Genomic DNA, 22,685 nt, shown 5'->3' on the forward strand with positions numbered 1-22,685 from the left:
GGGATATTCCTTCACACGAGGGGCACAGTAGACAGTAGCAGCCAGTCTGGCAGGTCGTGATGAAGGGGGTATTGATAAACATCAGGGCCGCAGGGCGGCCCTGAGCGCATCTCTATCAGTGATGGTGCTTTTTGTCGCCCATGTGGTTGCCGATGGCGCTGCCGGCCGCGCCACCCAGGCCGGCACCGATGGTCGAGCCGTTCGAGCCGCCCACCTTGCGACCGATGACCGAGCCACCGGCCGCGCCCAGGCCACCGCCGATGGCGGCTTCGGTACGGCTGTGCTTGTTCGCACCTACCGCGCCGGCCGCCGCGCCACCCAGGCCGGCACCGATGGCCGCACCGGTGCTGCCGCCGATCTGTTTACCGACCACGTTACCCAGGGCACCCCCCAGGCCACCGCCAATGGCGGCACTACCGTCACCGGCGAAAGCGCCTTGGCACATCAGCAGGCCAAGAGCAAGGGAAGGCAAAGTCAGACGCATGTTAAGAGCCTCGGAAGAATCATCAAATTGGATGTGGAGTGGAAAGACGTTCTAGCGGTAGTCGCGGTCACGGTAGCGGCGATCATCGTCGCGATCGTAACGGTGGTGATGACGGTGGTCGCGATCGCCATCGCGCCAGCCATCATCGTCATCGTCGTAGTGATGGTGGTTGCAGCCGGCAACGAGCAGGAAGGCGGCAATCAGCGAGCAACTGGCAAGGCGCGTTATCACGTTATAGGTCCTTGATCCGCAAAGGTTTACGGGACACTGCCTGAGACTGGAATCGATCCATTTTGTTTCCTTGTCGGCTATTTTTTTGTGCAGCTGGCGATGAACGGCATGCCTGTCGGCTGCAGCCCGGCGAAGTTCGCCGGGGACGAGATTCCGCTGTGTTTCAGTGTCAGGCTAGGGTGCGGCGTGCCAGGCCTCCACGACAGCACTGCGAGCCTGCTGGCCGCAGGCCGATGTGGCGCTGTATCAGGCCAAGGCCGCCGGCGCAACGCGGTGCGCATGGCGGCGTTGGTCGGGGCCGGTTGAAGTGCTAGAGTCGCATTCTTTTTTGCCCCGAGGATGGAATATGCGAGCAATCTTGCCGATGGCTGCGGCACTGGTGTTGGTCGGTTGCGCTTCGGCGACCATGGATGCGGCACGCGGCGGCAAGCCGACTGCGCAGCTCGCTTCGCTGAAGGCCCCGGAGCTGGTGGCCCAGTGCATCCAGTTCAGCTGGCAGAAGGAAGACGTGTTCGGGGACGATGCCAGCGGCTACCTGGAGAAGCGCAAGCAGGGTGGGCTCACGGTCTATACCCGCGAAGCCGAGTCGTTCGTCGACGTCTATCCGCGGGCGGGCGGTACCCAGGTGGATTACTACGCGCAGAAAAACGATAACGTGGCCCTGCAGCGGCGGGCGGCGGCGGCCACCTGCCTGTAAGGCGGGGCGGGCCAGCTTGCTCATGAGGCGGGTGGTAGATACTTGAAGGAGAGCACGGATGGCTACTTTGGATCGATCGCAGCAACTGAACCGTGACAGCTGGGATGAGCGCGCTCCGCTGCACGCGGCGTCAAAGGATTATGAAGTCGAGCGCCTGGTCCGCCAGCCCGAGCACCTGTCCGAAACCGTGCGATTCGACCTGCCGCGGCTGGGCGACATTTATGGCTTGCGCACGGCCCATCTGCAATGCCATATCGGTACCGACACCTTGTCGCTGGCGCGGCTGGGGGCTGAGGTCAGTGGCCTGGACTACTCGGCAGCCTCGCTGCTGGAAGCCAGGCGCCTTGCCCAGCGCTGCGGCATGGCAATCGACTACGTGCATGCCGACGTCTACGAGGCTGACCGCGTGCTGCCTGCGGGTACCTTCGACCTGGTCTACACCGGCATCGGTGCATTGTGCTGGCTTGCGCGCATCGAGCCCTGGGCCCGCGCCGTGGCGGCCTTGCTCAAGCCTGGCGGCCGCCTGTTCCTGCGCGATGGCCACCCGATGTTGATGGCCGTGAACGAAGACCATCAAGACCGGCTGCAACTGGAGTATTCCTACTTCGAACACGAGGCGCCGACGGTATGGCACAACGACCAGACCTACGTCGACAGCGACCAGCGCCTGACCAAGACCGAAACCCACGAGTGGAACCATGGCCTCGGTGAGGTCATCAGCGCCTTGCTCGCGCATGGCCTGCAACTGACCGCCCTGGTCGAGCACCAGAGCATCCCCTGGGAGGCATTGCCGGGGCAGATGGACAAGGGCGCCGATGGTGAATGGCGCCTGCGCCATGCACCCCAGCGCCTGCCGCTGAGCTACACCCTGCAGGCGATCAAGGCCTGATCAGGACAGGTAACCACCGTCGACGTTGAGCGCGGTGCCGGTGGTGTAGCTGGACGCATCGCTGGCCAGGTACAGCACGGCGCCGGCCATTTCCTTGGGGTCGGCCACGCGCTTGAGCGGGATCTGCTGCAGCGCGGCGTTGAGGATGGCGTCGTTCTTCACCAGTGCCGAGGCGAACTTGGTGTCGGTCAGGCCTGGCAGCAGGGCGTTGCAGCGGATGCCGAACTGCGCGCACTCCTTGGCGAAGACCTTGGTCATGTTGATCACCGCCGCCTTGGTCACCGAATAGATGCCCTGGAAGTGGCCGGGTGAAACACCGTTGATCGATGCCACGTTGATGATGCTGCCGCCGCCGTGCTCGCGCATCAGCTTGCCGGCTTCCACCGACATGAAGAAGTAGCCGCGGATATTGACGTCGACGGTCTTCTGGAAGGCCCCGAGGTCGGTGTCCAGGACGTTGCAGAACTGCGGGTTGGTGGCGGCGTTGTTGACCAGCACATCCAGGCGCCCGAACTGTTCGCGGATGCCGGCGAACACCTGCTGTATCTGCTCCATTTCACCAATATGGCAGGCGACTGCAGTGGCCTTGCCGCCGGCGGCGATGATCGCGTCGGCCACCTGCTGGCAACCTTCGAGCTTGCGGCTGGAGACGATCACATGGGCACCCTGCTGGGCCAGCAGGTGGGCAATGGCCTCGCCAATGCCGCGGCTGGCGCCGGAGACGAAAGCGATCTTGCCGTCGAGGTCGAACAGGTGAGTCTTGGACATGCTGTTTTCCTTGTTGTCTGTCGTCAGAGTGTGGACTTGGCGATCACCTGCAGGCTCGTCTGCTCAAGCAACCGGTTCATTTCGATGAACTGGGCGAAGCGTTTGTCCTGGGTCTGGCCGTGGTAGAAGCGGTAGTAGATCTGCTGGACGATGCCCGCCAGGCGGAACAGGCCATAGCAATAGTAGTAATCGAAGTTGTCCAGGCGGATGCCGGCGCGCTCGGCGTAGTAGTCGACGAACTGGCGGCGGGTGAGCATGCCGGGGGCGTTGCTCGGTTGGCGGCGCATCAGTTGCATCGGTGCCGGGTCGCTCGCCTCGATCCAGTAGGCCAGGCTGTTGCCCAGGTCCATCAGCGGATCGCCGATCGTGGCCATTTCCCAGTCGAGCACGCCGATGATGCGCATCGGATTGTCGCTGTCGAGGATGACGTTGTCGAAGCGATAGTCGTTGTGCACGATGCCCGGTCGCGGATGGTCGGCGGGCATCTTGTCACGCAGCCAGGCGATGACGTGCTCCCAGCGCGGCGCATCGGGTGTCAGGGCTTTCTCGTAACGGCTGGTCCAGCCTTCGATCTGGCGTTGCACATAACCTTCCGGCTTGCCCAGATCGGCCAGGCCGCAGGCGTTGTAATCGACCTGGTGCAGCTCGACCAGGCGGTCGATGAAACTTTTGCACAGCGCCTCGGTGCGCGTGGCATCCAGGCCCAGCTCGGCGGGAATGTCCGAGCGAAGGATGATGCCATTTACGCGCTCCATCACGTAGAACTCGCCGCCGATCAGGGCTTCGTCGGTGCAATGCACATACGCCTTGGGGCAGTACGGGAACCCTTCGTTGAGCTGGTTTAGGATGCGAAACTCGCGGCCCATGTCGTGGGCGGACTTGGCTTTCTGGCCGAAGGGCGGGCGACGCAGGACGAACTCGCGATCCGGGTAGGCGACCAGGTAGGTCAGGTTGGAGGCGCCGCCGGGGAACTGGCTGATGTTCGGCGTGCCGGCCAGGCCTGGGATATGGGCCTTGAGGTAAGGATCGATGACGGCCGCGTCGAGTTCTTCGCCGGGGCGTACCTGGGTGGACTGGTCGGTGAGCGTCATGCGTTTTCCTTATTTTATAGCGCAAGGATTATTGGTTAATCTAATGATCTTGGTGCGCTGGGACAAGCGTGCCAGTGTCATATAGGTGTGGGTGTTGCTGGCCGATCACTGCACCGAATGCTGCATGCAGGGCAAAAAAAAACCGAAGCCGCTCAGGCTTCGGTTTTCTTGTCACTCGGCGTGCCCTTCACTCAGGAAGGGAACAGCTCGCTGAGTTTCATCGACAGCATCATGTCACCTTCGACGCGCAGCTTGCCGCCCATGAAAGCCTGCATGCCGTCGGTTTCGCCGCTGACGATGCCCTTCAGGGTTTCGCTGTCCATGACCAGGGTGCAGTTGGCGTCCGGGTTTTCGCCTTCCTGCAGGTCGCAAGTGCCGTCCTTGACGATCAGGGCGTACTTCTTGTCTTCATCGGTGATGTCGAAGCCGAACACCAGGTCCAGGCCGGCGGCAGCGGATGGGTTGAACTTCTCTTGCATCTTTTTCACGGCATCAGCTACGGAGGTCATGGCGCATTCCTTATTGAGTGATTTTCACGTCCCCGCAGGGACAACAACAGACCGGGCTCAGCGGTAGGTGATGAGCTCCGGGGCCTTCAACAGCTGCACATGGGTCTGGTTGTTGAAGGAAGCCAGTGCCACGTCGCCGCCGCGAAACTTGAACTGGCTGAGCGACGTGTTGATGATTTGCCAGTTCAGCGTAAACGCTTGGCTGGGGGTAATACCGGTAATCAGATGGAGCAGGGCGGCAATGGTACCGCCAGAGGTGAACACGGCAATGTTGTCGCCACTGCCAGCGCTGTCCAGCAGCCGTCGCAGGCCGGTGTCGACCCGCGCGGTGAACGCCTGCCAGGTCTCCAGGCCGTCGTCGGCATGATCCCCTGCGTGCCAGCGCTGCACCATCAGGGCGAACAGGCGCTGGAATTCGCTGCGGTTCTGCGCGCCATTGCGCAGAATGTGCCGGGCCTGAGGTTCATCGGTCAGCAGGGCAGGCAACAGGGCACGAATCACACCGTCGGCATCGAACTCGTTGAACGCCGGGTCGGTCTCAATTGGTGGTACTGCGCAGCCGTTGGCCTGTATCGCCTCCAGCGCGAGCCGGGCGGTGTCTTGCTGACGCCGCAGGCTGCCCGCCAGGCAACGGTCCAGACGCAGGTCAAGCTGTGCCAGATGTTCGCCAAGCGCCTGGCTCTGACGAATGCCCACGGGCGAGAGGACGTCATAGTCATCGGCACCGAAGGAAGCTTGGCCATGTCGGATCAGGTAGAGGTTGCCCACGAAGGTGTCCGGCGGTTTGAAGTTGCTGCGAGGTTAGGATGCGCCACACGGGCTGTCAACGAAAAAGCATACAAGCGTTTGAAAAGGTTGTTTGAACTGTGTTGCCAGCCTTTGCCCCCGCTGGTAGCGCCATCAGAGCACCGGTATGCTTGCTACAGTTTCGCGCCGCACAGGCGCTGGTTTATAAGGAGTCAACGTGGAGTTTCTTGCCGAATACGCAAGCTTTCTCGCTAAAACCGCCACCCTGGTGATTGCCATCCTGGTGGTGTTGTCCGCCATTGCCGGTTTGCGCGGTAAAGGGCGGCGCAAGGCCGGTGGCCAACTGCAGGTCACCCGTCTCAACGAGTTCTATAAAGAGCTGCGCGAGCGGCTGGAGTCCGGCCTGCTCGACAAGGCCCAGCTCAAGGCGTTGCGCAAGCAGCAGGCGAAGGCTGAAAAGCAGCAGAAGAAGGGCAAGGCCAAGGCCGAGGAAAAGAGCCGAGTGTTTGTGCTCGACTTCGATGGCGACATCAAGGCCTCTGCCACCGAAAGCCTGCGCAATGAGATCACCGCACTGCTGACCCTCGCCACCCCGCGTGACGAAGTGGTGCTGCGCCTGGAAAGTGGCGGCGGTCTGGTTCACAGTTACGGGCTGGCCGCTTCGCAGCTGGCGCGCATCCGTCAGGCTGGCATCCCGCTGACTGTGTGCATCGACAAGGTTGCCGCCAGTGGCGGTTACATGATGGCCTGTATTGGCGAGAAGATCGTCAGTGCGCCGTTTGCCGTATTGGGTTCGATCGGTGTGGTGGCGCAGCTGCCCAACCTCAATCGCCTGCTGAAGAAGCACGACATCGATTTCGAGGTGCTGACGGCGGGTGAATACAAGCGCACCCTGACCGTGTTCGGCGAGAACACCGAGAAGGGCCGGGAGAAGTTCCAGGAAGACCTGGACATCACCCATCAGTTGTTCAAGGACTTCGTCGCCCGCTACCGCCCACAGCTGCACATCGACGAGGTGGCCACCGGGGAGGTCTGGTTGGGCGTTGCCGCACTGAACCGCAAGCTGGTGGATGAGTTGCAAACCAGTGATGAGTACCTCAGCGACCGCGCGCGCAACGCCAACCTGTTCCACCTGCACTATGCCGAACGCAAGAGTTTGCAGGAGCGTATCGGCATGGCGGCGAGTGGAACGGTGGAGAACACCTTGGTGGGTTTGTGGAGTAAACTCGGCCGCTTGCGCTAAACCCTTGAACCCCTTGAATATTTTTTTTGTGAAGGGGGTTGCAAGGTCTGCGGAATGCAGACATAATGCGCCCATCGAAACGCAGCGAACTTTGAAAAAGGTTCAGTGTTTCAAGGAGATAGCAAAGCGCAAGCCGCTAGATCCGAACTTTGAGGCCGAGTAGCAAAGTGGTTATGCTCCGGATTGCAAATCCGTCTACGCCGGTTCGATTCCGACCTCGGCCTCCACTATTCGAAAGCCCCGCAGATTAACGTCTGCGGGGTTTTTCTTTGTGCGCCAGAAATACCGAAGTCCCAAAACAAATTACAACCAGTCCCAAAACTTCCTCATTTGGAAGGCTTGGCAATGGCCCCTACGCGCCGGTATACGCGTTCGGTGATCCCCTCTTTCGAGTGCCCCAGCAGCACGCCCGCATCGCTCAGGTCGTTGATCTCCGATGCGGCCTTCAGTTGGCCAAGTCTGGCTTGTTCTCGACCTCAGCTTTCACTCTGGTGGCCTCTCGTGCATCTGCCCACCGGTTGCGCAACATCGGCCAGCTCATACGCTTGCCATGTTCGTTGATGCGCCCGCATGTCTCTCCCAGCTCACGCAGGTCATCATGAACTTTGCGGTAGCCGTACACACCTCCGCTTTCGAGCCAAGCAGACGGTGATCTTCTTTTGCTCGGGCAGATTGAGGCTCGGTCAGCCAGGCGTAGTAGCCGCTGGGATGCACCTTGAGGGTTTGGCAAAGGCGCCGCACCGAGTAATCCGTCGAGTGCTTCTTGATGAAGGCGTACTTCAGTTGCACTCCTTGGCAAAGTACGCGGCGGCCTTTTTTAAGATGTCTCGCTCTTCAGTCACGTGCTTGAGTTCTGCGCGAAGCTTGCGCAGTTCGGCTTGCTGCTCATCGTCTTGCTGACGCTGCTCTTGGGGTTTGCTGTAGAGCTTGATCCAGGCGTAGAGGCTGTGAACAGACATGCCCAGGCGCTGGGCAACATCGGCGACAGGCTTGCCTTTCTCGGTCACTTGCTTGACCGCTTCGATTTTGAATTCTTCGGGGTAACGCTGACGACTCATGGCACCTCCTATTTGGGCCTCATTATGAGGCTTGGAGGTGTCTACGAAACCAGGGGCGATTCACTGTCCCGTGGCATCGGACGCCAAAGGGCTGGTTATTGAGCCGCCTTTCTCAAGCCTTTGGCATATTCGTTCGGTGAATCGTGCACTAGCATGAGCCGATGGCAATATTTCCAAGGCTGCACGGCAGCACGGTATTACTCGCCGACAATTGAAGCACCGGCAGAAAGGTTTTGCCTCACGGGTACGTCACGATAACCCCGGCGACGGTGAATGGTCGGCGCCGCGGCTTTGCCTGACTTGCTGAGCAAAGGCCTGTAGGGCTGGCAGGTAGCGTTCGGCAGCCATTTCGATGGTCATGGCCTTGGCGATGTAGATCAGGCTGACACAGCCCAGTAGTCGTTGGCTGTCATGGTCGTACAAGGGCACCGCAATGGACGCGATGTTGGCTTCCCGGTTCCAGCCCATGTAGTTCTCGCCGTAACCACGATGCCGGGCCTTGCGCAGGATGTTGTCTAGGGCCAGGCGGTCGCGGGCTAGGTGGTATTCGGGGTCGTCGCGGGTGGCCAGCAGCGCCAGGATCTGCTCACGTTCCGCCTCGCCGCAAAACGCTAGGTAGGCCAGCCCGGTTGCTGTTTGCAGTACCGGCAGGCGACGCCCGACCATCGATCGGTGGAACGACAGGCGGCTAAACCGGTGCGTCGTCTCGCGCACCACCATCTCGTCCACGTCCAGCGTGCAGATATCGGTGGGCCACACCACGCGCTGCAACAGGTCACCGAGCAACGGTGCGGCGATGGCGGAGATCCACTGCTCGTCGCGAAACCCTTCGCTCAGCTCACGCACCTTGAGGGCCAGGCGGAAGCTGTCGTCGGATTCGCTGCGGCGCACGTAGCCTTCGTCCTGCAACGTCTCGAGCAGGCGCCGAACGGTCGTGCGATGCAGGCCGGTGATTTCTGCAAGGCGCGTCGGGCTGGCACCCCCGTCCAGCCGGTTCAGGGCATTGAGCAGGGCCAGGCCACGGCTTAGCCCACGCACGGTCTTGTATTCGGAATCTCGGTCTTTATTCAAGAAAAATCCTTATAAACCAATGATGTGCACTAAGTGCACAGCAGAGCGGTTTTTCATTGTAGGGCAATCGGCGTCATTCCTATACTCGCCGCAACAACTACAAATGCCCTGACAGGGGAATACACCATGCGCCATGCCTGCCTGCCGTCGTCACCCATTGCCTGCGCCTTCCTCCTTCGAAGCGTAGCGAAATTCCGCTAGACCCCGTACCAGTCAAACGCCCCTTCTTCCTTCTTGCGCCTGCCTGCGCGAGGACGGTCGCGGCTTGCCTGGAATATGCCGGGGACGCCGTGGGGCAGTGTCGAGGATTACAACAATGAACAAGCCGCATCCAGATCATATCCAGGCCGACTACACCGCAGACGTGGTGATCATCGGTGCCGGCCCGGTAGGGCTGGCCATCGCCAACTATCTCGGCCAGGCCGGGGTGCAGGTGCTGCAGATCGAGAAGCTCGACCAGCTGATCGACTACCCACGCGCCATCGGCATCGACGACGAGTCGCTGCGTACTGTGCAGGCCATCGGCCTGGTCGAGCAGGTACTGCCGCACACCACACCTTGGCACGCGATGCGTTTCCTGACGCCCAAAGGGCGATGCTTCGCCGATATCCAGCCAACCACCGACGAATTTGGCTGGTCGCGACGCAATGCGTTCATCCAGCCGCAGGTCGATGCTGTGCTGCACCGGGGGCTGGCGCGCTTTGCCAATGTGCGCACGCTGTTTTCCCGCGATGTGGTGGAGTTCCAGCAGGACGAGCAGGGCGTGAGCCTGTGCATGAACGGCCCGGAAGGCCGCCAGGAAACCGTGCGTGCCCGCTACCTGGTGGCCTGCGACGGTGGCAACAGCCTGATCCGCCGTAGCCTGGACATTGCCTTCGAAGGCAAGACCGCCCCCAACCAGTGGATCGTCATCGACATCGCCAACGACCCGCTGGGCACCCCCAACGTCTATTTGTGCTGCGACCCGGTGCGGCCGTATGTGTCGGCGGCGCTACCGCACGGCGTGCGCCGCTTCGAGTTCATGGTAATGCCGGGGGAGACCGAAGAAGAGCTGGGCAAGCCCGAGAACATGCGCAAGTTGCTGGCCAAGGTGCTGCCAGACCCGGACCGCGTCGAGTTGATCCGCAAGCGTGTGTACACCCACAACGCCCGCCTGGCGAGTCAGTTCCGAGTCAAACGGGTGCTGCTGGCCGGTGATGCCGCGCACATCATGCCGGTATGGCAGGGCCAGGGTTACAACAGCGGCATGCGCGACGCCAGCAACCTCGGCTGGAAGCTGGCCCTGGTGGTCAAGGGCCTGGCTGGCGAAGCGCTGCTCGATACCTACGAGCAGGAGCGCCGCGACCACGCCAAGGCGATGATCGACCTGTCGGTGCTGGCCGGCCATGTGCTGGCGCCACCCAAGCGTTGGCAAGGTGCGCTGCGTGATGGCATTTCCTGGATGCTGAACTACCTGCCGGCGGTCAAGCGCTACTTCCTGGAAATGCGCTTCAAGCCCATGCCGCAGTACGCCAGAGGCGCGCTGGTGAGCGAGCCGGACAGCGAGCGCAAGGCGACGCCGGTCGGGCGCATGTTCATCCAGCCCAAGGTGATCACCGAGTCGGGCGAAATCCGTTTGCTGGATGACGTGATCGGCAGCAAGTTCGCCTTCATCGCCTGGGGCAACGATCCGCTGTGGGGCTTGAGCGCCGCCCAGGTGGAAGCCTGGCATGCGCTGGGTGCCTGCTTCATCCAGGTGCTGCCGGAAGTCCAGCTCAAGGCTGGGCGTGAAGTGCCGGACGGGGTCATTCGCGTGGGTGACTGCACCGGCCGGCTCAAGGAGTGGTTCGGCCGCTACCCGCTATCGATTGCGTTGCTGCGCCCGGACCGTTTCGTCGGTGCCGTGGCCATTCCACAGACGATAGGCCAGGCCAGCGATGCCTTGCTGGGCGCGCTCGCGGCCCAGCCCCTGGGCAACCAAAAAGCGCCATCGGCGTGCAAGGTGGCCTGATATGAGCGCTTATCTGCACTGCCTGTCGCACACCCCGCTGGTGGGCTACGTCGACCCGCCGCCAGCCGTGCTGGCCGAGGTGGACGAGGTGATTGGTGCCGCCCGTGGGCGCATCGCCGCGTTCGACCCGGAGCTGGTGTTCCTGTTTGCCCCAGACCACTACAACGGCTTTTTCTATGACGTGATGCCGGCCTTCTGCATCGGCATGGGCGCCACCGCCATTGGCGACTTCCAAAGCGCAGCTGGCCCGCTGGATGTGCCACGCGACATCGCCGAGGCCTGTGCTGGCGCGGTGCTGGAAGCCGGAGTGGACGCCGCTGTGTCCTACCGCATGCAGGTTGACCATGGTTTTGCCCAGCCGCTGGAGTTCCTGCTCGGCGGCCTGGCCGAGAAGCCGGTGATTCCGGTGTTCATCAACAGTGTGGCGGTGCCGCTGCCCGGCTTTGCCCGTGCCCGCCTGCTCGGCGAGGCCATTGGCCGCTTCGCCCGTGGCACCGGCAAGCGCGTGCTATTCCTCGGCTCTGGTGGGCTGTCGCACCAGCCGCCGGTGCCCGAGCTGGCCCATGTCGATGCGCGCATGGCCGACCGACTGATGGGCAGTGGCCGCGATCTGCCGGCCAACGAACGCCAGGCTCGGCAGCAGCGTGTGATCAGCGCCGCCGAAGGCTTCGTACGCGACCAGCACACGCTTCACCCGCTCAACCCGGGCTGGGACAACCATTTCCTCGACCTGCTCGAGCAACGCCGCTTTGCCGATCTCGACGTCATGGCCAATGCCGAGCTGTCGGCGCTGGCCGGCAAGTCGACCCACGAGGTCAAGACTTGGATAGCGGCCTTCGCCGCGCTCTCTGCGTTCGGTGATTACCAGGCTACCGAGCGCTACTACCGGCCGATCCCGGAGTGGATCGCCGGCTTCGGCTCGCTCAGCGCCCATTCCCTTACCTGATGAACGGAGGATCCATCCATGACCAACATCTCTCTCAGTGAAGCCGCCAGCAGCCGTTTTGCCCGTATCCGCGAAGGCGACCTCGACCTGCAAGTGCACTACAACGACCTCGGCGAAGGCGCCGAGACCGTGGTCATGCTGCACGGTTCCGGCCCGGGTGCCAGTGGCTGGGCCAACTTCAGCCGTAACCTCGAGCCATTGCTGGCCGCCGGTTACCGCGTGGTGCTGATGGACTGCCCGGGCTGGAGCAAGAGCGACCCGATCATCAACAGTGGTTCGCGCTCGGACCTCAATGCCACCGCGCTCAAGGGCCTGCTCGATGTGCTGGGCCTGGAGCGTGTGCACATCCTCGGCAACTCCATGGGTGGCCACAGTGCCGTGGCCTTCACCCTGAGCTACCCCGAGCGCGTCGGCAAACTGGTGCTGATGGGCGGTGGTACCGGTGGCGCCAGCCCGTTCGTGCCGATGCCCACCGAGGGCATCAAGCTGCTCAACGGCCTATACCGCGAGCCGACCATCGACAACCTGAAGAAGATGATGAACGTCTTCGTTTATGACCCGAGCGACCTCACCGAAGAACTGTTCCAAACCCGCCTGGACAATATGCTCAGCCGCCGCGACCACCTGGAAAACTTCGTCGCCAGCCTGGCCGCCAACCCCAAGCAATTCCCCGACTTCAGCGCGCGCCTGGGCGAAATCAAGGCCAAGACCCTGGTGATCTGGGGCCGCAACGACCGCTTCGTGCCGATGGATGTCGGCCTGCGCCTGATCGCCGGTATCGCCAATTCCGAGCTGCATGTGTTCAACAACTGTGGCCACTGGGCGCAGTGGGAACACGCCGACACCTTCAACCGCCTGGTACTGGACTTCCTCCAGCACTGATTTGAGGTACACCTCATGACCATCGATTCGCAAACCCTCGAGCGCCTGGCTGCCGACCTGCGCCGTGCCCAACAGCAGGGTGAGGCCATCGCCCCGTTGCGCGACGCCATCGGCGCGGAAAACGCCGAGGCGGCCTACGCCATCCAGCGACTGAACATCGCCCACGCCCTGGCCGAAGGCCGGCGCCTGGTAGGCCGCAAGATCGGCCTGACCAACCCCAAGGTGCAGGCCCAGTTGGGCGTCGACCAGCCGGACTTCGGCTGCCTGTTCGCCGACATGTGCTATGGCGACAACGAAAGCGTGCCGTACGCCAGCGTCATGCAGCCGAAGATCGAGGCCGAGATCGCCCTGGTGCTGGCCCATGAACTGCCCAGTGCCCAGACCACCTTCGCGGATGTGATCGCGGCCACCGGCCATGTACTGCCGGCGCTGGAGATCGTCGGCAGCCGCGTGCAGGACTGGAACATCCGTTTCGCCGATACCGTGGCCGACAACGCCTCCAGTGGCTGCTTCGTGCTCGGCGGCCCGGCCCGCCAACTGCACGACCTCGACCTGCGCGGCGCAGCCATGCGCATGACCCGCAACGGTGAACGGGTGTCCACCGGCAGCGGCGCCGAATGCCTCGGCCACCCGCTCAATGCCGCGGTGTGGTTGGCTCGCACCATGGCCCGCCTGGGCGAACCACTGCGTGCCGGCGACATCATCCTCACCGGTGCCCTCGGGCCGATGGTGGCGGTGGCGCTGGGCGACCATTTCGAAGCCGAAATCGACGGCCTGGGCCGTGTCGGAGTGACCTTCAGCGGCGAGTGACGGAGACCCCCATGAGCCAGAAACGCAAAGTCGCCATCATTGGTTCCGGCAACATCGGCACCGACCTGATGATCAAGATCCTGCGCAACGCCAAGCACCTGGAAATGGCCGCGATGGTCGGTATCGACCCGGCGTCCGATGGCCTGGCCCGCGCTGCCCGCATGGGCGTGGCCATCACCCACGAAGGGGTGGAAGGCCTGACCCGCCTGCCGGTGTTCCAGGACATCGATTTCGTCTTCGACGCTACCAGCGCCGGTGCCCATGTGAAGAACGACGCCTTCCTGCGCCAGCACAAGGCCGACCTGCGCGTGATCGACCTGACCCCGGCAGCCATCGGCCCGTACTGCGTGCCGGTGGTCAACCTGGAGCAGCACTTGCAGGCGACCAACGTCAATATGGTCACCTGCGGTGGACAGGCCACCATCCCCATGGTCGCGGCAGTATCGCGTGTAGCCAAGGTGCACTACGCCGAGATTGTTGCCTCGATCGCTTCGAAGTCCGCAGGCCCCGGTACCCGCGCCAACATCGACGAATTTACCGAGACCACCAGCAAGGCCATCGAAGTGATCGGCGGCGCGACCAGGGGCAAGGCGATCATCATCATGAATCCCGCCGAGCCACCCCTGATGATGCGCGACACGGTGTACGTGCTGAGCGAGGCCGCCGACCAGCAGCAGGTGGCGGCCAGCATCGAGGAAATGGCCGCCGCCGTGCAGGCCTACGTGCCGGGCTACCGCCTCAAGCAGCAGGTGCAGTTCGAAGAAGTGCGCGACCTCAAGTTGCCAGGGCAGGGGACTTTCACCGGCCTCAAGACCTCGGTGTTCCTCGAAGTAGAAGGCGCTGCCCACTACCTGCCGGCCTACGCCGGCAATCTCGACATCATGACCTCCGCCGCGCTGGCCACCGCCGAGCGCATGGCGCAAGCAATGGGGGCTTCGGCATGAGCAAGAAACTCTATATTTCCGACGTGACCCTGCGCGACGGCATGCACGCCATCCGCCACCAGTATTCGCTGGACGACGTGCACGCCATCGCCAGCGCCCTGGACAAGGCCAAGGTCGACTCCATCGAAGTCGCCCACGGCGACGGCCTGCAGGGTTCCAGCTTCAACTACGGTTTCGGTGCCCACACCGACCTCGAATGGATCGAAGCAGCCGCCGACGCGGTCAGCTACGCCAAGATCGCCACGCTGCTGCTGCCAGGGATCGGCACCATCCACGACCTCAAGAACGCCTACGATGCTGGCGCCCGTGTTGTCCGCGTGGCCACCCACTGCACCGAGGCGGATGTGTCGCGCCAGCACATCGAATATGCCCGCGAGCTGGGCATGGACACTGTGGGCTTCCTGATGATGAGCCACATGCAGACGCCCGAAGGGCTGGCGCAACAGGCCAAGTTGATGGAAGGCTACGGCGCCACCTGCATCTACGTGGTCGACTCCGGCGGTGCGATGAACATGGACGACATCCGTGCGCGTTTTCGCGCGGTGAAAGCCGTGCTCGACCCGGCCACCCACACCGGTATTCATGCCCACCACAACCTCAGCCTGGGCGTGGCCAACTCCATCGCCGCGGTGGAGGAGGGTTGCGACCGCATCGACGCCAGCCTCGCCGGCATGGGCGCCGGTGCCGGCAACGCCCCGCTGGAAGTGTTCATCGCCGCCGCCGACAAGCTCGGCTGGAACCATGGCACCGACCTGTATGCGTTGATGGATGCCGCCGACGACCTGGTGCGCCCGCTGCAGGACCGCCCGGTGCGGGTGGACCGTGAAACGCTGGCGCTGGGTTATGCCGGGGTCTACTCCAGCTTCCTGCGGCATGCCGAGGTCGCCGCTGCCAGGTATGGCATCAAGGCGGTGGATATCCTCGTCGAGCTGGGCAAGCGCCGCATGGTCGGTGGTCAGGAAGACATGATCGTGGACGTGGCGCTGGACCTGCTCAAGCGCTGATCCCCCAACCCTTCGGGTTGCGCTGTCGCGCAGAGAACTGAGTTCGCAAGCAGTCCGCGTTTCCTGTGGGGGCGGCTTTAGCCGCGAAGAATCCAACACGGTGCATGGCACCGGCTGCGCCGGTGTTCGCGGGTAAACCCGCTCCCACAGGTACTGCGCAGTACCTGTGGGAGCCGGCTTGCCGGCGATAGGGGTGTGTGGACCCCTTTGTAAAAACCAACCCAGCACAAAAACAAAATGGGTGACTTCATGACTTCTACCAATAACGTGCCTCGCGTGGCCGTCACCATCGGCCTGTGTTTCCTCGTCGCCCTGCTCGAAGGCCTTGACCTGCAAGCCGCCGGCATTGCCGCCCCAGGCATGGCCACTGCCTTTGGCCTGGACAAGCTGCAAATGGGCTGGGTCTTCAGCGCCGGCATCCTCGGCCTGCTGCCCGGTGCCCTGGTCGGTGGTTGGTTGGCCGACCGTTTCGGTCGCAAGCGCATCCTGATCGGCTCGGTGGCGCTGTTCGGCCTGTTCTCCCTGGCCACCGCCCACGCCTGGAGCCTGCCCAGCCTGCTGCTGGCCCGCCTGTTCACCGGCGTGGGGCTTGGCGCCGCGCTGCCCAACCTGATCGCTCTCACCAGCGAAGCCGCTGGCGAGCGCTTGCGCGGTAGTGCGGTCAGCCTGATGTACTGCGGTGTGCCGCTGGGCGCGGCACTGGCCGCCGGCATCGGCATCGCCGGCTACAGCGGCGAGTGGCAGCGGGTGTTCCATGTTGGCGGCGTCGGGCCGCTGCTGGTCCTGCCGCTGCTGGCGCTGTACCTGCCCGAGTCCGGCCAGTTCCGCGCTACCGCCCAGGCCGAGGATGCGCCCAGCCTGGGGCGCGAGCTGTTCGGGCAAAGCGCGACCTGGCTGCTGTGGCTGAGCTACTTCTTCACCCTGATGGTGGTGTACATCCTGATCAACTGGCTGCCGAGCCTGTTGGTTGGCCAGGGTTTCAGCAGCCATGACGCCAGCTGGGTGATGTTCGCCCTGCAGATCGGTGCGGCCATCGGCACCTTGATCCTCGGCCAGGTGCTCGAGCGCCTGCCTGCTGGGGCCACGACAGCCCTGGTGTACCTGGGGATCCTCGCTGCGCTGGCGGGCCTGGGGCTGGCCAACGCCTTGCCGGGGATGCTCGTCGCCGGCTTCTTCGCCGGTTTCTTCGCCACTGGCGGGCAAGGTGTTCTGTATGCCCTGGCGCCGTACTTCTACCCTGCGCGCGTGCGTGCCACCGGCGTAGGCGCGGCCGTGGCGGTCGGGCGCCTGGGGGCCATGAGCGGGCCCTTGGTGGCCGGCCAGATGCTCGCCCTCGGTGCGGGTTCTGCCGGGGTGCTGCTGGCCTCGGCACCGGGGGTGGTGATTGCCGCCGTGGCGCTGTTCCGCCTGATCGGTCGCCGCCCAGCCTGACCCCAAGCGCTGTTCAACCTTGCTTTGCTCCCTGCTGCGCTAGCGGCAGGGCTCATTACAACTACAAGAAAGTGAAGTGACCATGCACAAGGCCCCGAAAACCTGCCTGGCCCTGACTGCCAGCCTGCTCTGCGCCAACCTGTCCCATGCCGCTGGCTTCGTCGACGACAGCCATGCCGAGATGGTGCTGCGCAACTACTACTTCGACCGCAACTACCTGGGCCCGACCCCGCAGGCGGCCGCCCGCGAATGGGCCCAGGGCTTCATCCTCAATGTCACCTCCGGTTTCACCGAAGGGCCGATCGGCTTCGGCCTGGATGCCAAGGGCATGCTCGGCGTCAAGCTCGATTCCTCGCCTGACCGTGCCGGCACCGGGCTGCTGCCCTTCGACCCGGCCACCCGCGAGCCGGCCGACAACTATTCCGAGCTGGGCCTGACCGGCAAAATGCGCATCTCGCGCACCGAATTGCAAGGCGGCACCATCAGCACCTTCCTGCCGATCGCATTCGCCAGCCCGACCCGGCTGCTGCCACAGACGTTTCGCGGCGCCTACGTGCGTTCCAGCGATATTGATCGGTTAAGCCTGCATGCGGGCTGGCTCGACCGCATCAACCTGCGCGACTCCACCGACTACCAGAAGATGAGCATCGCAGGGCCCAATGGCCGCTTCAATGGCGCCGCCACCTCCGACCGCTTCACCTTCCTCGGTGGTGACTACGCCTGGTCCGATGCCTTGACCCTGCGCTACTACCACGCCGAGCTGGACCAGTTGTACCGCAAGGACTACTTCGGCTTCGTCGACGACCGCAAGCTGGGGCCGGGCCGCCTGAAGAGCGATTTCCGCCTGTTCGTCACTGGCGAGGACGGTGCCGCCAAGGCCGGCCCGGTCGACAATCGCAACACCGCGCTGATGCTCACCTACGCCTGGGCCAGCCACAGCCTGGGCGTGGGCTACATGCAGTTGGATGGCGACACCGCGATGCCCTACCTGTACGGCACCGAACCGCTGGTGATCACCGAGGGTACGCTCAGCTCCGAGTTCATCAACCCCAAGGAGCGCAGCTGGCAGGTCAAGTTCGACCAGGACTTTGCCCCGTTCGGCGTGCCGGGGCTCAAAGGCATGCTGCGCTATGTGCGCGGCGACAACATCGAACTGGCGCGTTTCGGCGGCGGTGGGCTGAGCGAGAGCGAGAAGGACGTGGAGCTGTCGTACACCGTGCAGCAGGGCACGTTCAAGGGCGTGGCGCTGCGCCTGCGCCACGCCTGGTATCGCAACGACTTCCTGCCCGGTGCGTCGCACCGGGATGATAACGAGCTGAGGGTCAACGTGGACTACACCGTTCGACTCTGGTGACCCTTGGGGTTAGCCCTGGCAGGGCGTCCTGTTTCAGGACGCCTTGGCCAACTGGCGCAGGGCGATGCCAGGGTCGCAGAGTGTGGCTTGATCCACCCGCGCGCGCCTGGCGATCAGTTCTTTCGCCGGGCGCATATCCTTGCCGGCATTGACCGTGACCGCACCGACGATGGCGCCGTCGTCCAGGCCGAACGCCACGAACGGCGCCCTGCCGGGTTCGCCGCGCAACAACCACTGCGGTGCGGCCATGTCGCCGGCGAATTGTACGTTGTAGCCACACTGGTCGGTCCAGAACCAAGGCACCGGGTACGCTAAAAGGCTTTGGCCGAGCATACCGCAGACTGCCGCCGTGGCTTGCAGGTTGGCGTTTTCCCAGCTTTCGATGCGTCGACGTTGGCCGTCGGCGTCGATCTGCAGCACCGCGTCGCCAGCCGCGTAGATATGTGGCTGCGAGGTGCGGCAGTGCTCATCGACCACGATCGCACCCTGCTCGGTGCGCAGGCCGGCCGCCTTGGCCAGCGTGTCGTCCACGCTCACGCCGATACCATAGACCAGCAGGTCACCTTGCAGTTGCGTGCCGTTTTCCAGGGTAAGCGATACCTGGTCGCCGCTGCGCTCGGCAGCACGGACGCCGGTACCGAAGTGGAAGCGGACGTCACGGGCCTCATGGGTGTCCTGCAAAAAGCGGCCGATCAGTTCTGGCGCGTTGCGTAGCATGGCGCGCCGTGCCGGGTCGACGACGTCCACCTGCAGCCCCAGATCGGTCAAGCTGGAAGCAAGCTCCAGCCCGATCACCCCGGCACCGACCAGGATGGCCCGCTTGCCGACCTGTGCCTGGGCCTTGATGCGTTGCGCGTCCTCGACGGTGCGCAGTGCATGTGCTCGGTCACCCAGGGCATCCAGCATGGGCAGGCGCCGAGGTTGCGCGCCGATGGCCAACAGCAGCTTGTCGTAGACCAGGACCTCGCCATTGGCCAGCGTGACGGTGCTTGCCTGGCTGTCGATGGCGGTGGCACGCACGCCAAGCTTCAGCGCGATACGCTGTTCGGCGAACTGCTCTGGGGTATACAGGGCCAGCTTGGCCTGGTCCGGTTGCAGCAACGCCTCCTTGGACAGCGGCGGGCGCTCGTAAGGCGCATGCGCTTCATCGCCGACCAGCACGATAGGCCCGGCATGGCCCTGGCGGCGCAAGGCCATCGCCGCGTTGGCGCCAGCCTGGCCGGCGCCGATGATCACGACACCGGCGGTCATAGCGCGAGCCCTCCGGCGACGTTGCGAATGCCGCGGATGCCCAGCCCGGCGTCGGCGTTGATCATCACACCGCTCAAGGTCTGGTTGTTCTGACGCGAGGCCAGCAGCACGAAAGGCCCGGTGAACTCGCTGGCATCCGGGAAGAATTGCAGCGGCAAGATCGCCTTGATCGCGTCCGGCGAGCGCGAATCCATGATGCGGGTGTCCTGCTGGCCCAGTGCGGTTGGGCCGCGTAGGTCGGTGTTCATGCCGCAGGGGCCGACGCCGTTGACTCGTACCTTTGGCGCCAGCTCGAAGGCCAGTTCACGGATCAGCCCGACCGCCGCATGCTTGCTGGCGGTGTACAGGGGGCCGCCACCCTCGGGGTAGAACGCCGAATTGCTCAAGGTGAAGATCATGTTGCCGCATGACTTGACCAGCTCGGCGGCGGCGGCCTTGGCACCCAGCAGGTAGCCCTTGACGTTGATCGCGAACAGCTCGTCGAAGCCCTGCGCGAGTTTGTCCGCGTCGGTGTCGAGCAGGCGTACGCCGTGGTCCCACACGCCCGCGTTGCCGACGAAGCAGTCGAGCCTGGCAAAACGTGCCACGGCGGCGTCCACCGCGCGGTGGTTGTCCGCGCTGCTGCACACATCGCCCTCGGTCACCACCACTTCACCGGCGAAGCGCTCCCGCAACATCGCGCATTTTTCCGCGCAGCGCTCCAGCACGGCGAGCTTCGCTCCTTCGGCCAGGAAGCGCTCGACCAGCGCCAGGCCCAGGCCCGAGCCGCCGCCGGTGATCAGTACTACTTCATCCTGCAGCCATCCGCTCATGCCGCTTCCTCCAACAGCACATGGATCATGTCGTCGATGACGCTGACCGGGTAGGTGCACAGCGGCTCGGTGGCGGGCTGGCATAGCGCCGCACCGCTCTTGAGGCAGAAGCGCGCGGCATGCAGGGGGCATTCTACGGTGGCGTCGTCTTCGACGTAGCCTTCGGACATGGAGGCGTTACCGTGGCTGCAACGGTCGTCCAGGGCGTAGAACTCGCCACCGACGTTGAATACGGCGATCAGGCGATCGGGGGCTTGTACTTTCACGGCTTCGCCATCGGCGAGCGCGTGGGTTTCACAGACGCTGATAGTGGTCATTGGGGAGTACCGATATTCTTGGGGGACTGGGTTGCGGGCCAACGCCAGTCAGTTGGCATTTTGCGGGCCGCAGAGCGGCCCCGCGCTTCAGAACAGCACGCTGAGGTTGTGCGAGGTGATCACGACCTGGTCGAGGGCGATGTCGCGGTGATAGATCTCGAAGCCGAAGCTGTTATCGACCCGGCGCAGGCGGTCGATGCGCATGCCGTAGTAGCTCACGTTGTCTTTTTCTTTCTGCGAACGGTGCAGCAGGTAGTTGCTGCGTACCTCGAAACCATGGCCGTCTTCGGTCGGGCGGATGCGCAGGTTGCTGACGAAGTGCCGAGTCCGGCTGGGTGGTTCTTCCGCCCAGGCCATGCCGGTCTCCAGGCGCGCGATGCGCCGCTCTAGCTGGTGCCAGTTATCGTTGAAGATCCAGGTGGTGGGTGGGCCGACCTTGCGCCGCCGGTCACGGGTTTGTGCGTTGGCGCCGGTGCGCATGCTGTAGTTGATGTCCTGGGCAACGACGCTCAGCCAGTCGCGAAAGCGCCAGTCGTCCAGCAGCTCGGCTTCCTGGAAAATGAAGTCGGCAATTTCGTGGTGCGTCTGGGCATCGACCACCGGTTGCAGGCTGGGCGCGAGCGGGTCGTGGATCATGGCGCTGTTCATTTCACCAACTCCTGCTCATAGGCTTCAGTGCGGCGGGTCACTTCGTCCCAGGACGGTGACAACAGCAGGTCCGCCCAATACTGGTACAAGCCACGCGCCGCGGTTTCGCTGAAGATGTAGTTGGTGATGCCGGGCATGTCCTCGCGCACCTTCTCGTTGCCGAGGCCCATTTCCATGCACAAAGTAGCGTTTCGAGCACGCTTGCCGCGCAGCACCTTCTGGATTTCGGTCCAGTTTTCCGAGTCGTCTTGTTCGAGGAAACCGGCCGGGCCGAATGCCCGGGTTTCGCTGCGCTCGAAGGCGGCCTTGACCTCATCCGGAGCGGCAGCATCGGCGATGCAGAAGTTCCAGACTTCGACCTGGTTCGGCCCGCGTGGGTGCCACACGCGAATGGTTGCGGTGCCATTGAGCCAGCTCAGCGTCGGGAACATGTTGTTGTGGCCCGCCAGGCGCAGCGCACGGATCTCGCCCAGGCGCGCCTTGGCCTCTTCGAAGGTGTCACGGAAGTAACGCGAGACTTCGCCGTCGACCCAGACGTTGGCATCAGGTTTTTCGGTGAAGAAGAAACCGCTGCCATGGCCCCGCTGGCCATACTGGACCGCGTCCTTGGCGGTTTCCCATACTGGGCGCGCGGTTTGGCCGGAGCCGAGGGCCTTATCGCTGTCGCCAGGCGCCTGCCCCAGCACCTGCACGGCCGAGGCGTGTGAATAGAGCGCGTGGTATTGGTCGGAGGCGAACTGCTCGGCGGGGAGTTTCCAGTTGCAGTCGATCGTCCACTTCTGCACGCCACCGATGATTTCCGTACCGCCTTCGCGGCGGTCGAGGACGCCATCCAGGTACCAGGCAATATCGCCCATGTAGTCTTCGAGCTCCGGGGCATCGGCATCCCAGTTGCCGAACACCAGGCCCTTGTACTCGCGTACACGGGTCACTGGCTGCAGGCCCCATTTCTTCTTGCACAGGCCCTGCGGATAGGCACGCGGCTGCTGCGGCACATCGATCAACTCGCCATCGGTGCCGTAGCTCCAGCCGTGGTAGGGGCAGGTGAACGCCTTGGTGTTGCCCGAGTCGGCGTAGGAAACGCGCATCGAGCGATGGCGGCATTGGTTGAGGAAGGCATTGATCGAACGGTCTCTCTGACGCACGACCACGATAGGGTCTTCGCCCATGTAGGTATTGAAGAAGTCGCCAGGCTTGGGGATCTGGCTGACATGGCAAAGGAACAGCCAGGTACGGCCGAAGATGCGTTCGAGCTCCAGCTCGTAGATCTGCGGGTCGGTGTAGATGGCAGGGCTGATACGGCCATTGCGGGCGTCAACCAACGCCTCGATCTGTTCTGGGGTGATAGCCACTCTTATTCTCCTCACCGCTCACAAGGAGGGTGCGTTTATTGTCGAATGTGCTGTTGGCGCCAACAGATGCGCTAAATCTAGGGGACCTGGCCCGAATCAAAAAATACTTTCTTTGGATCTATCGATCGGTTAAACCTATCAATGGTTTTGGCGTTG

Annotated in this window: 23 protein-coding genes, 1 tRNA gene and 2 pseudogenes; 12 read left to right on the forward strand and 14 right to left on the reverse strand. The window is 63.4% G+C overall.

All coding sequences use genetic code 11. The annotated features are described in order from the left end of the window. Positions 1-115 precede the first annotated feature (115 nt). Together ACIPZB_RS20895 and ACIPZB_RS20900 are read right to left on the reverse strand one after the other, a co-directional pair. Positions 116-484, reverse strand: a complete 369-nt coding sequence (locus tag ACIPZB_RS20895; RefSeq protein WP_400642444.1) for a glycine zipper domain-containing protein — start codon at positions 482-484, stop codon at positions 116-118. 51 nt (positions 485-535) lie between these two features. Continuing rightward, complete coding sequence (locus ACIPZB_RS20900; protein ID WP_400642499.1) at positions 536-715, reverse strand: hypothetical protein; 180 nt, start codon at positions 713-715, stop codon at positions 536-538. 346 nt (positions 716-1,061) lie between these two features. Between ACIPZB_RS20900 and ACIPZB_RS20905 the strand changes: the two genes are divergently transcribed. Further along, entirely contained in the window at positions 1,062-1,412 is a 351-nt protein-coding gene (locus ACIPZB_RS20905; protein WP_400642445.1) for a hypothetical protein, read from the forward strand. A 67-nt stretch (positions 1,413-1,479) separates the two neighbouring features. After that, on the forward strand, positions 1,480-2,301 hold the full coding sequence (locus ACIPZB_RS20910) for a class I SAM-dependent methyltransferase (protein WP_400642496.1): 822 nt from the start codon (positions 1,480-1,482) through the stop codon (positions 2,299-2,301). Here the strand turns inward: ACIPZB_RS20910 and ACIPZB_RS20915 are convergent, their stop codons facing one another. From ACIPZB_RS20915 to ACIPZB_RS20930, 4 genes are all read right to left on the reverse strand, one after another. Continuing rightward, on the reverse strand, positions 2,302-3,069 hold the full coding sequence (locus ACIPZB_RS20915; protein WP_400642446.1) for an SDR family oxidoreductase: 768 nt from the start codon (positions 3,067-3,069) through the stop codon (positions 2,302-2,304). A 23-nt stretch (positions 3,070-3,092) separates the two neighbouring features. Continuing rightward, positions 3,093-4,160 carry a phosphotransferase family protein gene (locus ACIPZB_RS20920; protein ID WP_400642447.1) on the reverse strand — a complete coding sequence of 356 codons (1,068 nt, stop codon included), beginning with the start codon at positions 4,158-4,160 and terminating at the stop codon, positions 3,093-3,095. Positions 4,161-4,351: 191 nt separating this feature from the next. Further along, positions 4,352-4,669, reverse strand: coding sequence for an SCP2 sterol-binding domain-containing protein (locus ACIPZB_RS20925; protein ID WP_008089383.1), 318 nt, complete (start codon positions 4,667-4,669; stop codon positions 4,352-4,354). Positions 4,670-4,726: 57 nt separating this feature from the next. Continuing rightward, positions 4,727-5,437, reverse strand: a complete 711-nt coding sequence (locus ACIPZB_RS20930; protein WP_400642448.1) for a histidine phosphatase family protein — start codon at positions 5,435-5,437, stop codon at positions 4,727-4,729. Between the two features lie 196 nt (positions 5,438-5,633). Between ACIPZB_RS20930 and sohB the strand changes: the two genes are divergently transcribed. Next, positions 5,634-6,659 (forward strand): protease SohB, encoded by a 1,026-nt coding sequence (sohB, locus tag ACIPZB_RS20935; protein ID WP_400642449.1) that lies wholly within the window; start codon positions 5,634-5,636, stop codon positions 6,657-6,659. Positions 6,660-6,812: 153 nt separating this feature from the next. Further along, positions 6,813-6,886: transfer RNA gene (locus tag ACIPZB_RS20940), tRNA-Cys, on the forward strand. A gap of 99 nt (positions 6,887-6,985) precedes the next feature. Here the strand turns inward: ACIPZB_RS20940 and ACIPZB_RS20945 are convergent. The 3 genes and pseudogenes from ACIPZB_RS20945 to ACIPZB_RS20955 form a co-directional block, all read right to left on the reverse strand. Continuing rightward, positions 6,986-7,221: pseudogene (locus ACIPZB_RS20945) on the reverse strand (integrase); the annotation flags it as partial. Next, positions 7,222-7,717: pseudogene (locus tag ACIPZB_RS20950) on the reverse strand (transposase); the annotation flags it as partial. A 249-nt stretch (positions 7,718-7,966) separates the two neighbouring features. Continuing rightward, positions 7,967-8,788 carry a DNA-binding transcriptional regulator gene (locus ACIPZB_RS20955; protein WP_400642450.1) on the reverse strand — a complete coding sequence of 274 codons (822 nt, stop codon included), beginning with the start codon at positions 8,786-8,788 and terminating at the stop codon, positions 7,967-7,969. Between the two features lie 316 nt (positions 8,789-9,104). Between ACIPZB_RS20955 and ACIPZB_RS20960 the strand changes: the two genes are divergently transcribed. The 8 genes from ACIPZB_RS20960 to ACIPZB_RS20995 all read left to right on the forward strand — a co-directional run bounded on the left by ACIPZB_RS20960 (position 9,105) and on the right by ACIPZB_RS20995 (position 18,149). Next, the gene (locus tag ACIPZB_RS20960; RefSeq protein WP_400642451.1) at positions 9,105-10,778 is read left to right on the forward strand and encodes a bifunctional 3-(3-hydroxy-phenyl)propionate/3-hydroxycinnamic acid hydroxylase; all 1,674 of its coding nucleotides are present in this window, start codon (positions 9,105-9,107) and stop codon (positions 10,776-10,778) included. Position 10,779: 1 nt separating this feature from the next. Next, complete coding sequence (gene mhpB, locus ACIPZB_RS20965; RefSeq protein WP_400642452.1) at positions 10,780-11,724, forward strand: 3-carboxyethylcatechol 2,3-dioxygenase; 945 nt, start codon at positions 10,780-10,782, stop codon at positions 11,722-11,724. Between the two features lie 18 nt (positions 11,725-11,742). Beyond that, positions 11,743-12,606 carry an alpha/beta fold hydrolase gene (locus ACIPZB_RS20970; RefSeq protein ID WP_400642453.1) on the forward strand — a complete coding sequence of 288 codons (864 nt, stop codon included), beginning with the start codon at positions 11,743-11,745 and terminating at the stop codon, positions 12,604-12,606. A 15-nt stretch (positions 12,607-12,621) separates the two neighbouring features. Continuing rightward, positions 12,622-13,416, forward strand: a complete 795-nt coding sequence (mhpD, locus tag ACIPZB_RS20975) for a 2-keto-4-pentenoate hydratase (RefSeq protein ID WP_400642454.1) — start codon at positions 12,622-12,624, stop codon at positions 13,414-13,416. An 11-nt stretch (positions 13,417-13,427) separates the two neighbouring features. Next, complete coding sequence (locus ACIPZB_RS20980) at positions 13,428-14,360, forward strand: acetaldehyde dehydrogenase (acetylating) (protein ID WP_400642455.1); 933 nt, start codon at positions 13,428-13,430, stop codon at positions 14,358-14,360. After that, the gene (mhpE, locus tag ACIPZB_RS20985; RefSeq protein WP_400642456.1) at positions 14,357-15,364 is read left to right on the forward strand and encodes a 4-hydroxy-2-oxovalerate aldolase; all 1,008 of its coding nucleotides are present in this window, start codon (positions 14,357-14,359) and stop codon (positions 15,362-15,364) included. The genes ACIPZB_RS20980 and mhpE overlap by 4 nt, the downstream gene beginning before the upstream one ends. Before the next feature lie 249 nt (positions 15,365-15,613). Further along, the gene (gene mhpT / locus ACIPZB_RS20990; protein WP_400642457.1) at positions 15,614-16,795 is read left to right on the forward strand and encodes a 3-(3-hydroxy-phenyl)propionate transporter MhpT; all 1,182 of its coding nucleotides are present in this window, start codon (positions 15,614-15,616) and stop codon (positions 16,793-16,795) included. An 82-nt stretch (positions 16,796-16,877) separates the two neighbouring features. Next, positions 16,878-18,149: an OprD family porin gene (locus ACIPZB_RS20995; protein WP_400642497.1), complete on the forward strand. Its 1,272-nt coding sequence runs from the start codon at positions 16,878-16,880 to the stop codon at positions 18,147-18,149. A gap of 33 nt (positions 18,150-18,182) precedes the next feature. On the opposite strand, the gene hcaD is transcribed toward ACIPZB_RS20995, so the two are convergent. The 5 genes from hcaD to hcaE form a co-directional block, all read right to left on the reverse strand. Beyond that, complete coding sequence (gene hcaD / locus ACIPZB_RS21000; RefSeq protein WP_400642458.1) at positions 18,183-19,400, reverse strand: 3-phenylpropionate/cinnamic acid dioxygenase ferredoxin--NAD(+) reductase subunit; 1,218 nt, start codon at positions 19,398-19,400, stop codon at positions 18,183-18,185. Next, the gene (gene hcaB, locus ACIPZB_RS21005; RefSeq protein ID WP_400642459.1) at positions 19,397-20,212 is read right to left on the reverse strand and encodes a 3-phenylpropionate-dihydrodiol/cinnamic acid-dihydrodiol dehydrogenase; all 816 of its coding nucleotides are present in this window, start codon (positions 20,210-20,212) and stop codon (positions 19,397-19,399) included. Before hcaB ends, hcaD begins: the two co-directional genes overlap by 4 nt. After that, entirely contained in the window at positions 20,209-20,529 is a 321-nt protein-coding gene (hcaC, locus tag ACIPZB_RS21010) for a 3-phenylpropionate/cinnamic acid dioxygenase ferredoxin subunit (RefSeq protein WP_400642460.1), read from the reverse strand. The genes hcaB and hcaC overlap by 4 nt, the downstream gene beginning before the upstream one ends. Before the next feature lie 87 nt (positions 20,530-20,616). After that, a complete protein-coding gene (hcaF, locus tag ACIPZB_RS21015; protein ID WP_400642461.1) occupies positions 20,617-21,177 on the reverse strand; it encodes a 3-phenylpropionate/cinnamic acid dioxygenase subunit beta in 561 nt (186 codons plus the stop codon). After that, the gene (gene hcaE, locus ACIPZB_RS21020; protein WP_400642462.1) at positions 21,174-22,529 is read right to left on the reverse strand and encodes a 3-phenylpropionate/cinnamic acid dioxygenase subunit alpha; all 1,356 of its coding nucleotides are present in this window, start codon (positions 22,527-22,529) and stop codon (positions 21,174-21,176) included. The genes hcaF and hcaE overlap by 4 nt, the downstream gene beginning before the upstream one ends. Positions 22,530-22,685 lie beyond the last annotated feature (156 nt).

Origin of the sequence: Pseudomonas sp. NPDC089396 (assembly GCF_044749545.1) — a bacterium.
In the GTDB taxonomy this organism is placed as follows: domain Bacteria; phylum Pseudomonadota; class Gammaproteobacteria; order Pseudomonadales; family Pseudomonadaceae; genus Aquipseudomonas.

Coding starts and splice junctions, on each gene's coding strand:
- ACIPZB_RS20905 (WP_400642445.1), top strand. CDS start 1,062: ATGCGAGCAATCTTGCCGATGGCTGCGGCACTGGTGTTGGTCGGTTGC.
- ACIPZB_RS20995 (WP_400642497.1), top strand. CDS start 16,878: ATGCACAAGGCCCCGAAAACCTGCCTGGCCCTGACTGCCAGCCTGCTC.
- mhpD (WP_400642454.1), top strand. CDS start 12,622: ATGACCATCGATTCGCAAACCCTCGAGCGCCTGGCTGCCGACCTGCGC.
- ACIPZB_RS20925 (WP_008089383.1), bottom strand. CDS start 4,669: ATGACCTCCGTAGCTGATGCCGTGAAAAAGATGCAAGAGAAGTTCAAC.
- mhpE (WP_400642456.1), top strand. CDS start 14,357: ATGAGCAAGAAACTCTATATTTCCGACGTGACCCTGCGCGACGGCATG.
- ACIPZB_RS20960 (WP_400642451.1), top strand. CDS start 9,105: ATGAACAAGCCGCATCCAGATCATATCCAGGCCGACTACACCGCAGAC.
- hcaB (WP_400642459.1), bottom strand. CDS start 20,212: ATGAGCGGATGGCTGCAGGATGAAGTAGTACTGATCACCGGCGGCGGC.
- ACIPZB_RS20970 (WP_400642453.1), top strand. CDS start 11,743: ATGACCAACATCTCTCTCAGTGAAGCCGCCAGCAGCCGTTTTGCCCGT.
- hcaD (WP_400642458.1), bottom strand. CDS start 19,400: ATGACCGCCGGTGTCGTGATCATCGGCGCCGGCCAGGCTGGCGCCAAC.
- mhpB (WP_400642452.1), top strand. CDS start 10,780: ATGAGCGCTTATCTGCACTGCCTGTCGCACACCCCGCTGGTGGGCTAC.
- hcaC (WP_400642460.1), bottom strand. CDS start 20,529: ATGACCACTATCAGCGTCTGTGAAACCCACGCGCTCGCCGATGGCGAA.
- hcaF (WP_400642461.1), bottom strand. CDS start 21,177: ATGAACAGCGCCATGATCCACGACCCGCTCGCGCCCAGCCTGCAACCG.
- ACIPZB_RS20980 (WP_400642455.1), top strand. CDS start 13,428: ATGAGCCAGAAACGCAAAGTCGCCATCATTGGTTCCGGCAACATCGGC.
- ACIPZB_RS20920 (WP_400642447.1), bottom strand. CDS start 4,160: ATGACGCTCACCGACCAGTCCACCCAGGTACGCCCCGGCGAAGAACTC.
- ACIPZB_RS20915 (WP_400642446.1), bottom strand. CDS start 3,069: ATGTCCAAGACTCACCTGTTCGACCTCGACGGCAAGATCGCTTTCGTC.
- mhpT (WP_400642457.1), top strand. CDS start 15,614: ATGACTTCTACCAATAACGTGCCTCGCGTGGCCGTCACCATCGGCCTG.
- ACIPZB_RS20895 (WP_400642444.1), bottom strand. CDS start 484: ATGCGTCTGACTTTGCCTTCCCTTGCTCTTGGCCTGCTGATGTGCCAA.